General features: G+C 63.1%; 12 protein-coding genes. 3 read left to right on the top strand and 9 right to left on the bottom strand.

Annotated elements, in window-relative coordinates; translation table 11 throughout:
- The first annotated feature begins 82 nt into the window (after positions 1 to 82).
- On the top strand, positions 83 to 979 hold the full coding sequence (locus tag AACG97_RS21685) for a LysR family transcriptional regulator (RefSeq protein ID WP_009682584.1): 897 nt from the start codon (positions 83 to 85) through the stop codon (positions 977 to 979).
- A 21-nt stretch (positions 980 to 1000) separates the two neighbouring features.
- On the opposite strand, the gene AACG97_RS21680 is transcribed toward AACG97_RS21685, so the two are convergent.
- The 8 genes from AACG97_RS21680 to AACG97_RS21645 form a co-directional block, all read right to left on the bottom strand.
- On the bottom strand, positions 1001 to 1870 hold the full coding sequence (locus AACG97_RS21680; RefSeq protein ID WP_047150014.1) for an aldose 1-epimerase: 870 nt from the start codon (positions 1868 to 1870) through the stop codon (positions 1001 to 1003).
- 25 nt (positions 1871 to 1895) lie between these two features.
- Positions 1896 to 2819 carry an EamA family transporter gene (locus AACG97_RS21675; protein ID WP_047150013.1) on the bottom strand — a complete coding sequence of 308 codons (924 nt, stop codon included), beginning with the start codon at positions 2817 to 2819 and terminating at the stop codon, positions 1896 to 1898.
- A gap of 175 nt (positions 2820 to 2994) precedes the next feature.
- Positions 2995 to 4275, bottom strand: coding sequence for a TRAP transporter large permease (locus AACG97_RS21670; RefSeq protein ID WP_009682579.1), 1281 nt, complete (start codon positions 4273 to 4275; stop codon positions 2995 to 2997).
- Entirely contained in the window at positions 4276 to 4803 is a 528-nt protein-coding gene (locus AACG97_RS21665) for a TRAP transporter small permease (protein ID WP_009682578.1), read from the bottom strand.
- Between the two features lie 64 nt (positions 4804 to 4867).
- Complete coding sequence (locus AACG97_RS21660; RefSeq protein WP_009682577.1) at positions 4868 to 5839, bottom strand: TRAP transporter substrate-binding protein; 972 nt, start codon at positions 5837 to 5839, stop codon at positions 4868 to 4870.
- Positions 5840 to 5906: 67 nt separating this feature from the next.
- Positions 5907 to 6788: a glucurono-1,5-lactonase gene (locus AACG97_RS21655; RefSeq protein ID WP_047150012.1), complete on the bottom strand. Its 882-nt coding sequence runs from the start codon at positions 6786 to 6788 to the stop codon at positions 5907 to 5909.
- Between the two features lie 24 nt (positions 6789 to 6812).
- Positions 6813 to 7619: an NAD-dependent epimerase/dehydratase family protein gene (locus tag AACG97_RS21650; RefSeq protein ID WP_009682575.1), complete on the bottom strand. Its 807-nt coding sequence runs from the start codon at positions 7617 to 7619 to the stop codon at positions 6813 to 6815.
- Between the two features lie 249 nt (positions 7620 to 7868).
- Positions 7869 to 9113, bottom strand: coding sequence for an OprD family porin (locus AACG97_RS21645; protein WP_009682574.1), 1245 nt, complete (start codon positions 9111 to 9113; stop codon positions 7869 to 7871).
- A gap of 311 nt (positions 9114 to 9424) precedes the next feature.
- On the opposite strand from AACG97_RS21645, the gene AACG97_RS21640 reads away from it, so the two are divergent.
- Together AACG97_RS21640 and AACG97_RS21635 are read left to right on the top strand one after the other, a co-directional pair.
- Complete coding sequence (locus AACG97_RS21640) at positions 9425 to 11806, top strand: glucose/quinate/shikimate family membrane-bound PQQ-dependent dehydrogenase (RefSeq protein WP_033690332.1); 2382 nt, start codon at positions 9425 to 9427, stop codon at positions 11804 to 11806.
- A 217-nt stretch (positions 11807 to 12023) separates the two neighbouring features.
- On the top strand, positions 12024 to 12866 hold the full coding sequence (locus AACG97_RS21635) for a hypothetical protein (RefSeq protein WP_009682572.1): 843 nt from the start codon (positions 12024 to 12026) through the stop codon (positions 12864 to 12866).
- 352 nt (positions 12867 to 13218) lie between these two features.
- On the opposite strand, the gene AACG97_RS21630 is transcribed toward AACG97_RS21635, so the two are convergent.
- Positions 13219 to 13533: a BRO-N domain-containing protein gene (locus tag AACG97_RS21630; RefSeq protein ID WP_232555047.1), complete on the bottom strand. Its 315-nt coding sequence runs from the start codon at positions 13531 to 13533 to the stop codon at positions 13219 to 13221.
- Between the last annotated feature and the right edge of the window lie 3 nt (positions 13534 to 13536).

Below are 13536 nucleotides of genomic sequence, written 5' to 3'. Positions count from 1 at the left end.
ACACCAGCCCCGCCTCTTCGCAGGCAGCAGAAAATACCCAGATGAACAATAATCCCGGCACCTCATGCCCCCAGGAGCTCGCATGGACCAGATCCACCTGATGAAGGTATTCGTCGCCGTAGGTGAGCTGGAAAGCTTCGCCGCTGCTGCCCGCCGCCTGGCCATCTCCCCGGCCGCCGTCACCCGTGCCGTCAGCGCCCTGGAGGAGCAGCTGGGGGTCAAGCTGCTACTGCGTACCACCCGCAGCGTGCGCCTGACCGAGGCAGGCGGCCGCTACCTGGAGGACACCCGGCATATCCTGGCCAGCATTCACGAGGCCAACGAAGCGGCGGCCGGCATCAATGCCACACCCAAGGGCGACCTGGCGGTGACTGCACCGATCCTGTTCGGCAGGAAGTTCGTCATGCCCAGCATCGTTCGCTACCTGCAGCAGTATCCGCAAGTCGACGTGGCCGCCTACTTTCTCGACCGCGTGGTGAACCTGGTCGAGGAAGGCATGGATGTGGCCGTGCGCATCGGCCCGTTGCCCGACTCCGGGTTGAAGGCCCTGCGGGTCGGTCAGGTCCGGCGCATGTTGTGCGCTGCGCCCGACTACCTGGCGCGCCACGGTGTGCCCAGGCACCCCTCGGACCTGGCCGGGCATGCGGTGATCGGTACCACCAACCTGTCCCCCCGAGCCGGCTGGCGCTTTGGCGTGACCGATGAGCCGACTTTGGTGCGCATGAAACCGAGGCTGACGGTGACCAGCAATGATGGGGCTATCGCTGCGGCCTGCGGTGGCCTGGGGATTGCCCGTTTATTGTCATACCAGGTGGCTGATGAACTGGCGAGCGGGCAGTTGCAGGTGATTCTGGCCGAGTATGAGGAAGCACCCTGGCCGATTCACATACTGCACCGCGAGAGCAAGTACGGGTCGGCCAAGGTCAGAACCTTCATCGACATGCTGGCGCAGGCGCTGCGGGACCAGCAACTGGAGTGAGCATGTAGCGCCCACAACGCGTTACAACGCTTGGTACTGCATGCTGAACCCCAGGCTCATCGTGTCACCCTGTTGCAACAGCCTCAGCCCCGGCCGGCCGGGCAGGTGATGGGCGTTGACCGGGTGGCTGACCGGCTCGAAGCAGAAGAAGCCTTGCCCCGGCGGGCAGAACAGCAAGAAGTGCTCCGCCCCGCTGGCGCGACAGGCCAGCCGGTAGCCTGCCCCTGGCTGTTCGATCACACAGTGCCCCGGCCAGCCACTGAAGGCGTGGTCGACCAGCGTCTCGGGCAGGTGGCCCAGTGCTTCGAACCGCCACGGCTCGGGCACCGTGGCCTGATACGACGGCAAGCGCCCAGCCTCGGCCAGCCACACCTGGCGCGCGGGCGCAGACAGCCTGGTATCCGGGTAGCGCGGAAAATAAGGGTGCAGGCCCAACCCATACCAGTTGGCCGAATCATCCCGGTGCGTCACATGCAGGTCCAGGGTCAGGCAGCCTTCATGCAGGTGTATATCCAGCGTGGCCTGGTAGGCGAAGGGTTCGGCACTGTCCAGCGTCAGCCGTGCGCGCCGTTGGCTGTGATGCGCCACGTGCCAGGCCTGCTGCCAGGCGCTGCCATGAATGGGATACGGGTCGTGCTCGGTATTCGGCGCCAATGCCTGCCAGCCCTGCGGCCGGGCATAACCAGCCTCGGCAACCCGATTGGACCAAGGCGCCAGTGGGTAGCAAGCCAGCCGCCTGGGCGCGGCGCTGGCCAAGGCAGCCGCGTCGGTATGGCGCAGCAGCGCCTGCCCCGTTGCCTTGACCTGCCAGTTGACCAGGCTGGCGCCCAATTCCGGCGCCAGGCTCAGGCGGGTCAGGCGGTCCTGCAGGTGCAGTGTGGTCACAGCCATGCAAGGTTCCTCTCGAGCAGAGCGATCAATTGGCCCGCCGGTAAGTCAGCAGCACGATGCCGCATACCACTACGGCGCCGCCGAGCAATTGCAGCGGGCCCAGTTGCTGGTCGAGCAGGGCCCAACCCAGCAGTAAAGTGGCGATGGGTTCGACGTTCATCACCGGGGCGTTTTGCGCCATGTTCAGCCTGGGCACGCAGACGAACAGCAAGCTAAACGCCAGCCCATACAGCAGTACCAGGCTGGCCAGCGCCACCCAGCCACTGCTGCTGCCCGGCAGCGACAAACCGGCCGGCATCACCCCGCTGGCGCCCGCGAGCAGCATGCTGGAGAACACGATCAGCAGGGTCAGCAGGCTGCGCACCGGGCCCCGCACGCTAGCCAGCTTGTGGTCGGTGATCCACAACGCGCAAGCAAAGGCACAAGCGGCGCCGAAGGCCAGGCTGACCCCCAGCGCCCAGTGCGGGTTGCCCGCACCGCTGTCGGCCAGGCGTGCCGGCACATCCAGCGCCAGCACCAGGCCGCATAGGATCAAGCCCATGAACAGCACGGTGCGGCCAGTGGGGCGCGCACCGCCCAGCGCCCAGGTCAGCAGCGCCAGCAGCATCGGGAAGGTATTGCCCACCAGCAAGGCCAGGGCCACCGGGATGCGCGCCACCGCCGAATACAGGCACAGGCTCTGGGTGGCGATCAGCAGGCCAAGCAGCAGTTGCCAGCGGCGGGTGCCAGCGGGCAGCGCCAGCGCCTGACGTTGCCACAGCAGCACGCCGGCCAGCACCAGGAAGGTAATGCCGGAACGGCAGAGTATGGCCAGCAGCACACCGGTGCCGTCATCGAAGGCGATGCGTGCGGCGATATGGTTACCGGCGAATGAGCAGGCAAGCAGGGCCAGCAGGGCGATGGCCAGCTGGCGCGGAAACAGCGGGGGAGCAGAGGAGGGGACAGCCATGTGCAGGATCCGTTTGCAGGTAGATTTTCCAGCCCTATCGCAGTCGTTGTAGGAGCGGCCTTGTGTCGCGATGGGCCGCAAGGCGGCCCCAGCAATATTCGCAACAACGCCGAAAACCTGGGGCCGCTTTGCGGCCCATCGCGACACAAGGCCGCTCCTACAGGCTGAGGTGCGGTTACAGCACCACGCTAGGCAGCCACAGCGAAATGGCCGGAATGTAGGTCACCGCCATCAGCACCAGGAACAGTGCCAGGTAGAACGGCAGCAGCGCCTTGACCGTCGATTCGATACTCACCTTGCCCACCGCCGAGCCGACGAACAACACGGCGCCCACCGGCGGTGTGATCAGGCCGATCCCCAGGTTCACCAGCATGATCATGCCGAAATGCACCGGGTCCACGCCGATGCCGGTGATCACCGGCAACAGGATCGGCGTAAGGATCAGAATCAGCGGCGCCATGTCCATCACCGTGCCCAACAGCAGCAACATGAAGTTGATGCACATCAGGATCACATAGCGGTTGTCCGACAGGGTGAGGAACGCCGTGGTGATCTTCGACGGGATCTGCATCAGTGTCATCACGTAGCCAAAGCTGGCCGCGAAGCCGATCAATATCATCACGATCGAGATGGTGCGCACCGTGCGGTGCATCAGCTTGGGCAGGTCGCGCCACTTGTAGTCACGGTAGATGAACATGGTCACAAAGAATGACCAGACGACCGCCACGGCTGCCGACTCGGTCGCAGTGAACACGCCCGAGAGGATACCGCCCAGGATGATCACCATGGCCATCAGGCCCCACAGTGCCTCACCGGCAATCTTCAGCGCTTGGCGCAGCGGGATGACCTCACCCTTGGGGTAGTTGCGCTTCTTGGCGAACAGCAGGCACAGGCCCATCATCACCGCGCTCAGCAGCAACCCTGGCATCACCCCGGCCATGAACAGCGAGGCGATCGAGACCGTGCCGCCCGCCGCCAGCGAGTACAACACCGAGTTGTGGCTGGGCGGGGTCAGCAGCGCCTGTACCGATCCGCTCACCGTCACGGCGGTAGAGAACTCGCGCGGGTAGCCTTTGCGCTCCATCTCCGGGATCAGCACCGAGCCCACCGAGGCGGTGTCTGCCACCGACGAGCCTGAAATTGCACCAAAGAACGTCGAGGCCATGATGTTGACCAGCGAAAGGCCGCCGCGCACGAAACCCACCAGCACCCCCGCAAAAGCCACCAGCCGCCGTGACATGCCGCCTTCGGCCATGATGGCCCCGGCCAGCACGAAGAACGGAATGGCCAGCAGCGAGAATTTGTTAACCCCGCTGGCCACCTGGATCATCATTGCCTGCAACGGGATGTCGATCCACCAGGCGCCGATCAGCGCCGAAAGGCCCAAGGCATAGGCCACGGGCATGCCCAGCAGGATGAGCGCGATAAAACTGCCCAACAGAATGAACGCATCCATTTACGCCGCTCCTTCGTTTTCTTCCAGTTGGTCGAAGCGCACCACCTTGCGGTGGCTCTGGTCGCCCAGCAGGAGTTTTTCCAGCACAAACACCAAGGTCAGCACGCCACCGATTGGGATCGGCGCATAGGTCATGCCCACGCGTACACTGGGCAGGGAGGCCAGAAACTGGTTCCAGGTGGTGATGCACAGCTGGGTGCCGTACCCGGTCATGAACAGGCACACCAGGACCATCAGCACCTGCACCAGCAGGGCCACCAGCCGGCGCTGCAGCGGCGGCAGGCGGTCGGTGATCATCGCCACCGCCATGTGCGCCCCGGCGCGGTAGCTGGCGGCGGCGCCAACGAAGGTGAACACCACCATCAGCAAGATGGCCACCGGCTCTGGCCAGCTGGCCCCGGTGCCGAGTACATAGCGGGCGAAGATGCCCCACGGGATGATCAGCGACATGCTCAGGATCGACAGGCCGGCGACCCAGATACAGGCGCGGTACAACGTGTCGTTGGCACGCAGAAAGAGGTTTTTCATGGGCATCACCAAAGCGGCAGGGCGGCTGACGCGGCCCTGCCGAGGTCGGTAGGAAAGGTCGCGCTTACTGCACCGCGTCGATACGTTTCATCAGGTCGGCGTATTGCGCGCCGTATTTTTCCCGCACCGGTGCGGTCGCGTCGTAGAAGGGTTTCTTGTCGACGGTGATGAACTCGACACCGGCGGCCTTGAGCTTCTCTTCGCTGCTGGCCGTTTTCGCATCCCACAGCACCCGCTCTTCCATCTGCGCCTCACGCGCTACCTTTTTCACCAGCGCTTGCTGTTCGGGGGTGAGCTTGTTCCAGGTGGTCTTGGACATCACCACCGGCTCGGGCAGGATCAGGTGGTTGGTCAGGGTGAAGTACTTGGCACTCTGGTAGTGGTTATGTTCGAGCAGGGTCGGTGGGTTGTTTTCGGCGCCGTCGATTACGCCGGTCTGCAGCGCGCTGAAGATCTCCCCGGTGTCCATGGCGATGCCGTTGCCGCCCATGGCGTTCATCATGTCGATGAACAGCGGGTTGCCCTGCACGCGAATCTTCATGCCCTTCAGGTCTTCCAGGCTGCGCACCGGCTTTTTCGTGTAGAGGCTGCGCGAGCCGCCATCCATCCAGGCCAGGGCCACCAGGTTAAAGTCGGAGTTGGTGATCTTGTCGAGGATTTCCTGGCCGATCTCGCCATCGATGACCTTGCGCATGTGGTCGTGATCGCGGAACACGAACGGCATGTTGAACACGTTCACATCCGGCACCACCGGGCCGACGATCCCCAGGCTGACGCGGGTCATCTGCACGGCGCCGATCTGCGCCTGTTCGATCACTTCCTTCTCCGAGCCCAGCACACCGCCGGCAAACATCTTGAAGGTGATGTCGCCATTGCTGGCCTGTTCCAGTTTCTTGCCCATGTTCTGCTCGGCCACCACCGTGGGGTAGCCGGCGGGGTGAATTTCCGCGAACTTGATGTCCAGCGCCGAAACGGGCATGGCCACGCTGCAGGCGAAGGGGAGTACGGCAAGAAGCAGCTTGCGTTTGAACGTCATGATGAAACTCCGTGGTTTTTATTATCTGGTTTCGGGCGTGCAAAGGGTGTGGTGCGCGTCGCGGGGCTCAGCCCCGCCAGGCTGGCTCCTCCAGGCCCTTGGTGCCTGGGTTGAGGGCAAATACCCCGCCCGCCAGCGGCTGGTCGCCAAGGTCGAGCCCCGCCGGGCGGATCGAGGTGACGTATAGGGTGTCGAAGTTGGCGCCACCGAAGGCGCACATCGCCGGCTTCTTCACCGGTACGCTGAGCGAGCGGTCAAGGCGCCCGTCAGGGGTGAACCGGTGGATCTGCCCGGCGTCATTGCCGCATATCCAATAGCAGCCATCCTGGTCGATGGCGGCACCGTCGGGGCGGCCGGGGTAATTGCGCATATCCACGAACAGCCGCGGGTTGTGGGGTGTGCCCGTGTCGGTGTCGTAGTCGAAGGCCCAGATCTTCTGCACGCTGGGGTGCGAATCGGACAGGTACATGCGCGTGCCGTCGGGGCTGAAAGCCAGGCCGTTGGGCACGATCATGCCCGCTTGCTGCAGGTGCAAATGGCCCTCGCGGTCATGCCGGTACAGTGCCCCTACGTGGGCGCCTTGCTGCATGTCCAGCAGCATGCTGCCGGCCCAGAAACGCCCTTGGCGGTCGCAGCGGCCATCGTTGAAGCGCATGCCCGGCTGCGCATGCGCCACCCCGCTGAGCACACGGCTGGCCAGGCTGCCGTCGGCCTTGGTTTGAATCTGGAAGATGCCGCTTTCCATGCCGGCCACCCAGCCGTCGCCACTGCGGGCGATACAGGCCAGCATCTGGTCGCCCTGCCAGACCTGGTGCGTATTATCCACCGGCTGCCAGCGGTGCAACTGGCGCGCGGGTATGTCGACCCAGTACAAGGCCTGCTCGCCAGGGTGCCACACGGGGCTTTCCCCGGTGCCGTTGCGGGCGTCGACGATCAGTTCACAGTGCATGGCCGTGCCTCCTGGCGCGTGCGGTCAGTTGAACGGTCCGGCCACGGCAAATGCGCCGCCCTGATAGACCATGCTCGGGTCATCGGCGGCAGGCGCCGGCTCGGCTTCCACCGCTGCGCGGAAGGGCTCCGAGCTGTCCTTGGGCACGTAGCCCAGGTGTGCGGCATGGCGGTTGTCCCACCATACGGTGCGGTTGGCCGAGGCACCGTAGACAATGGTGTGGCCGACGTTCGGCGTGAACAGGCCGCGCTCGATCAGCTGCACCAGGTCGTCGTAACTCAGCCAGGTGCAGAGCATGCGCGGGTTCTGTGGCCGGGGGAACGAAGAGCCGATGCGGATGCTGACGGTTTCGATGCCGTAACGATCGAAATAGAAGCTGGCGACATCTTCGCCATAGCACTTGGACAGCCCGTAGTAGCTGTCGGGGCGGCGCGGGGCATGCGCGTCGATGCGCTCGTTCTGGCGGTAGAAGCCGATGGTATGGTTGGAGCTGGCGAAGACCACCCGTTGCACCCCATGCTTGCGTGCCGCCTCGTAGACATGGAACACGCCGCAGATATTGGGGCCGAGAATCTCTTCGAACGAATGCTCGGTAGACACCCCGCCGAAGTGCACGATGGCATCGACGCCTTCGACCAGGGCATGCACGGCTGCCTTGTCGGCCAGGTCGCAGGTGACCACTTCTTCGTGTGGGCCAGCGGCTGGGGCCATGGGGTTGATGTCGGAAAGGCGCAGGACCTCGGCGCAGCCTTGCAGGCGTTCGCGAAGGACCTTGCCCAGGCCGCCTGCGGCTCCGGTGAGCAGCAGGCGTTTGAGGGGGGTAGTGGTCATGACCGGCTCTTATTGTTAATTGTTGTAGGTTGTCGTATGACTTCTGTTATTATTGGCGGTGCGATTCAGTGTTGTCAATGACAACTCAATGTCAGCCCGATGTCATGCGCGTGCCCTGTAGGAGCGGCCTTGTGTCGCGAAAGGGGTGCGAAGCGCCCCCAGGACGGCACCTTAGCGGCATGATTTGCCAGGGCCGTTTCGCCTCCTTACGCGACACAAGGCCGTCCCTCCAAAGGTCTGCGTAAACCCTTACAGCAATGACAACGGGTAGTTGAAAATCAACCGGTTCTCATCGAACTCGTTATTGCTGTAGTCCCGCCGAATCGACGAATTGCGCCATTTCACACTCAAATCCTTGAACGCTCCGCTCTGTATCACATATGCCAGTTCAGTCTCACGGACCCATTCCTTGCCATCCGTCACCACCCCGCTGTGCACTTCGCGGCCGCTGATGTAGCGGTTCATCAAGGTCAGCCCCGGTACGCCGACGGTGACGAAGTTGAAGTCATGGCGCACCTGCCATGAGCGTTCGTTGGCGTTGTCGAAGCTGGCGTTGTAGCTGTCATTGGCCAGGGTTCCGCCACTGGTGCCATTGACCCGCATCCAGGTATCGCCATCGACCTTCTGCAGCCCGACCCAGAAGGTGCTGCCGCCGTATTTGGCGGAGAACATCCCCGAGTACGTCTTGTTGTCCAGCTCGCCAGCGCGCCTGGAACCGTCGTCATCGCCCTGGAAATAGCCCAGGTTGGCGCCCAGGGTCCAGTCGCCGAGCGGCTGGCTGTGGCTCAGCTGCAGGTATTGCTGCTGGTAGACGTCCTTGAGCACCGCATTCCACAGCCCCACCAGGGTGCGCTCCTGGTTGAACCTGTACTCGCCCCCGACGAAGTTGAAGCGGTCCGACACCGCGCCGCCGTAGCTCATGTCCTCCATGCTGGCGTCGTTGCGCGGGCTGTTGGCGCGGAACTGGCCGCCGTACAAGGTCAGCCCGCCAATCTCGTTGGACGTGACCTGCCCGCCACGCAATGTTTGCGGCAGTGAACGCCCGTCGTCCGCGCGCAGAATTGGCAGTACCGGCATCCATTCGCCGATCTTCAGCTCGGTTTTCGAAATGCGCGCCTTGCCCGCCACGGCAAGCCGGCCAAAGTCATCCGCCGGCCGCCCATCGTCGTGGCGTGGCAGCAGCCCGGTGCCATAGGTGCCGCCCCCGCCATCGAGCTTCACCGACCACAGCCCCAGCACGTCCACGCCAAAACCCACCGGGCCCTCGGTGAAGCCGGAACGGGCATCGAGGATCACGCTCTGGGTCCATTCTTCGGCTTTGCCTTGCGGGTTGGCGGGGTTGGTGAAGTTGCGGTTGATATAGAAGTTGCGCAGGCCCAGCACGGCTTTGCTGTCTTCGATGAAACCTTGGGCAAGGCTGGTGCCCGGCAGGCAGCTGAGCAGGCTGGCGCCAAGCAGCGCATAGGGGAGGGTGGTGTGGCAGATTTTCGACATGGGTTGCTTCCGCTGATGTTGTTTTTGTTATGTGTTGTCGTACAACTGCGGCTTTTTTAACAAGTGAAAAACCCGCTGTCAACGGCGTTGGCCGCCAGCATTCAGCTACTTTCAGCGGTGAGCGCTCAAGCGCAGGCTCTAGTTCGGGCTCGCAATAACAACTGGTCATACTACGACTGCCCGCGAATTGTTGCATTTGTCGCAACGCACTGCCTCGGGTGCGTCAGTTTGTCGCAGAATTATTTAGTAATACTATTCTTCGTTGCTGAATGTCTTATCGATTCAGACCTATGGAAACGGAGATTTCACCGATGAGCACCACCCGTGCTTCACACCCTTCACGCTTGCTGCCCAGATCGCTAGGCGTGGTTTTTTTGCTGATGGGCCTGGCCTTGCTGGCCGGCGGCATCAAACTGGCAACCCTTGGCGGTTCGCTGTATTACCTGCTGGCCGGCATTGGCTTGGCGATTACCGCAGCCTTGTTGCTGGCTGGCCGACGTGAGGCATTGAGCGTTTATGGCGTCGTGCTGTTGCTGAGTTCGCTCTGGTCGTTGGTCGAGGTGGGCCTGGACTGGTGGCAACTGGTCCCCCGGCTGGCCCTCTGGTTCGTCCTTGGCCTGGTGTTGTTATTGCCTTGGCTACGCAGGCCATTGACGCAGGGCCAGCCTTATCCCCTCGGTACAGGGGTATTGAGTGTGGGCGTGGCGGCCGCGGGCCTGATGGCGCTGGCCAGCCAGTTCACCCAGCCCGACACCGTGGTCGGCCGCCTGGACCGTGACACGGCAGGCACCACCAGCACGGCACCGGCAATGCCTGACGGTGACTGGCAGTCCTACGGGCGTACCGAGTTTGGCGACCGTTACTCGCCACTCAAGCAGATCACCCCGCAGAATGTGGGCAAGCTCAAGCTGGCCTGGACCTACCGCACCGGTGATATCCCCGGGCCAAACGACCCGGGCGAGACCACGGCGGAAAACACCCCGCTGAAAGTCAACGGCAAGCTCTACGTATGCACCCCGCATAGCCAGGTGATTGCCCTGGACCCCGACAGCGGCAAGGAGATCTGGCGTTTCGATCCCAAGCTCAGCACGCAGAATGCGGCCAACTTCAAAGGCTGGGCACACATGACCTGCCGCGGCGTGGCCTATTTCGACACGGCCAGCTCGCAAGCGAGCCCCGTGCAAGGGCGGGCCTGCGCCAAGCGCATCTACGTACCCACCGCCGACACCCGCCTGATCGCGCTGGATGCCGATACCGGCCAACAGTGCGCCGGCTTTGGCGACAACGGCCAGATCGACCTTACCCGCAACATCGGCAGCTTCGCCCCCGGTGGCTATTACTCCACTTCGCCACCCACCGTGGCCGGCGGCCTGGTGATACTTGGCGGTCATGTCACCGATAACGTTTCCACCGACGAGCCGTCCGGCGTCGTCCGCGCCTATGATGCGATCACCGGCCAGCTGGTGTGGAACTGGGACAGCGGCAACCCCGACGCCACCGCGCCGATCAGTGACGGCCAGTTCTACACCCGCAACTCTCCAAACGTGTGGTCGGTGATCAGCGCCGATGAGAAGCTCGGCCTGCTGTACCTGCCCATGGGCAACCAGATGCCCGACCAGTGGGGCGGCAACCGCACGCCAGAGGCGGAGAAATTCAGTGCCGGCCTGGTGGCCCTGGACATCGCCACTGGCAAGGTGCGCTGGAACTACCAGTTCACCCATCACGACTTGTGGGACATGGATGTCGGTGGCCAGCCGAGCCTGGTCGACATCAAGACCGCCGAAGGCATCAAGCCTGCGGTAATGGCATCGACCAAGCAGGGCAGCATCTACGTGCTGGACCGCAGCAACGGTCAGCCGCTGGTGCCCATCCACGAAACCCCGGTACCGCAAGGCGCCGTGGAAGGTGATCACACCGCACCGACCCAGCCGATGTCCGAGCTCAATTTCATGCCGCCCACCCTGCGTGAGCGAGACATGTGGGGGGTAACGCCGTTCGACCAGATGCTGTGCCGCATCGACTTCCGTTCGCTGCGCTATGACGGCATCTACACCCCGCCATCGCTGCAGGGCTCGCTGGTCTACCCAGGCAACTTCGGGGTGTTCGACTGGGGTGGCATTTCGGTCGACCCGGAGCGCCAGATCGCCTTCGTCAACCCCAGCTACATGGCCTTCAAGTCGCAGTTGGTGCCAGCCTCGAAAATCGCCGGGCAGCCGGCGCGCAAGAGTGAGACCGAGGGCATCCAGGCCAACAAGGGCGCGCCTTATGGGGTGATCATGGGCGCTTTCCTGTCGCCGCTGGGGCTGCCTTGCCAGGCACCGGCCTGGGGCTATGTGGCCGCAGTGGACCTGACCACCCACAAGGTGATCTGGAAGCACAAGAACGGCACCGTACGTGACAGCTCGCCCATTCCGATCCCACTGACCATGGGCGTGCCGAGCCTGGGCGGAAGCTTCACCACCGCCAGCGGCCTGGCGTTCCTCAGCGGCACCCTCGACCAGTACCTGCGTGCTTATGACGTGCGCGATGGCAAGGTGCTTTGGGAAGGGCGCCTGCCGGCAGGTGCTCAGACCACGCCGATGACCTACACCGGCAAGGATGGTCGCCAGTACGTGCTGGTGATGGCCGGCGGGCATGGCTCGTTGGGTACCCGGCAAGGGGACTATGTGATGGCGTTTGCCCTGCCGGAGTAAGCGGCGGCAGGTTCAAGGCCTGTGAGATCGAGCACCGCGCGGCCGGCGCTTGGTTTCACGGGCTTTGTTGACGGCCAGCACGTCCCCCACCCCTGTCGGCAGAGCTTGGGCTGAAGCACTACCTGAAGCGCGTTGGGCCCAGAACTAAAAGCTACAACTGGTGTCTGAGCGCCAACAATGACATGACGTCCATTTCCCCAAGTAAGGAGGCTTCACCATGCAACCCACCCCAGTCACGTCCGCCGGCAAGCTGCTCGGCAGTTATGGTTATGGCAAGGCGCTGATCGTCTGCATGCTTATCCTGGGCAGTGTCTTCCTGGGCCTGGCCGCTTTCGTCGGCTACCTGAGTGCTACCAGCGGCCAGAACTTCAACGGCCCGCAAAGCCTGTTCTATTCCACCATCGCCTTGCTGGCGGTGCTCGGTGGGGTGATGTTCGCCCTGGCGCTGTGGCAGAAGAAACTGCGCGCTGCCCGTTATGAGGTTTATGAGAAAGGCATCTGCCAGATCATCGGCAACCAGCGCGATTACGTGCCCTTCAGCGAGATGGGCGACTTTTACCTATTCGCTTCTGGGCAGACTGCCATTGCCGGCCTGATCAACAACCTCGCTTATCGCCGTAACGCCAGTGAGCCGTTTCGCCGGGTCAACCCACACCTGCAAAAGCTTTATGTGTTTCTTGAGCAGGTACGCGAGCTGTACCTGAACGAACGCCTGCCAGCAGTATTCGCCACCCTGCAAAGCGGCGGGGCGGTGCAGTTCAACTACCTCGAAACGTCCCAGGTTTGGGGCAAGCGCATGAGCGGCGACTTCTTCAATGTCACCACCAAACCGCTGACCATCACTCGTGAAGCGCTCGACGTGGATGGCCGCAAGGTCGCGTTGAGCAGCCTGCGCAATGTTGACCTCAGCCAGTGGACCGAACTGGTGGTGATCAAGGACGAAAACGGCCAGACCGTGCTGTCGACCGTATCGACCGGCATCATCAGCTTTGACCTGTTCCTCAATACGTTGCACAACCTGCTTGAAGCCGAGTCGGCCTTAGCAACGCCTGAAGCCTGATGCAATCCATCGACGAACCGCTCCCACAGGATCCCCGTTTGCTGAAGACTTTCGTGATACCTGTAGGAGCTGGTCTTGCCATCGATGATTGCATTCCAGGATTAGCCAGGCTTTGGCAATACGCAATGCCCTGTGGGAGCGGGCGTGCCCGCGAAGCAAGCGACGCGGTGTCTGGCACCGGCTTCGCCGGTGTTCGCGGGCAAGCCCGCTCCCACAGTTCCGCCACAGGTCAGCTACACCCCATGCAACCTGAGAGCCCGCTGAGCACATTCCTTCCAATTGATACTGCGCTTCAGCAGCGGCGTTACCTCATCACTTTCAGCCGCCATCACCACCGGCATATCCCGCATCCTCACCCATGGCTCACTCTGCCAATACAACAACGTCGCCGTTCGCCCGCCAGGCCAGCACATCCGCCCAAGCCTGGGCGTATCCGCTTCCCCCGATCCACCTGCCCATCACGTAGCACCGCCACCACCTCATGCGTCAGCCACCAGCGCAAATGCCGGTTCTCCGGCACATGGTGATGCGCCAGTAATGTATAGGCTCCGGACTCGCTGACCATGGTGGTTTCCTGGTACTTGCCATAGCGCAGCAACTGCACCGTGCGGTACTGGTCCGGGTCGAGCTTGCGCATGCAATGTTCGTCGAAGAAGTGCCCGCTCAGTCG

The organism is Pseudomonas sp. Nvir, assembly GCF_963778085.1.
Lineage (GTDB): Bacteria > Pseudomonadota > Gammaproteobacteria > Pseudomonadales > Pseudomonadaceae > Aquipseudomonas > Aquipseudomonas juntendi.
This window is presented reverse-complemented; position numbering and strand designations above follow the sequence as displayed.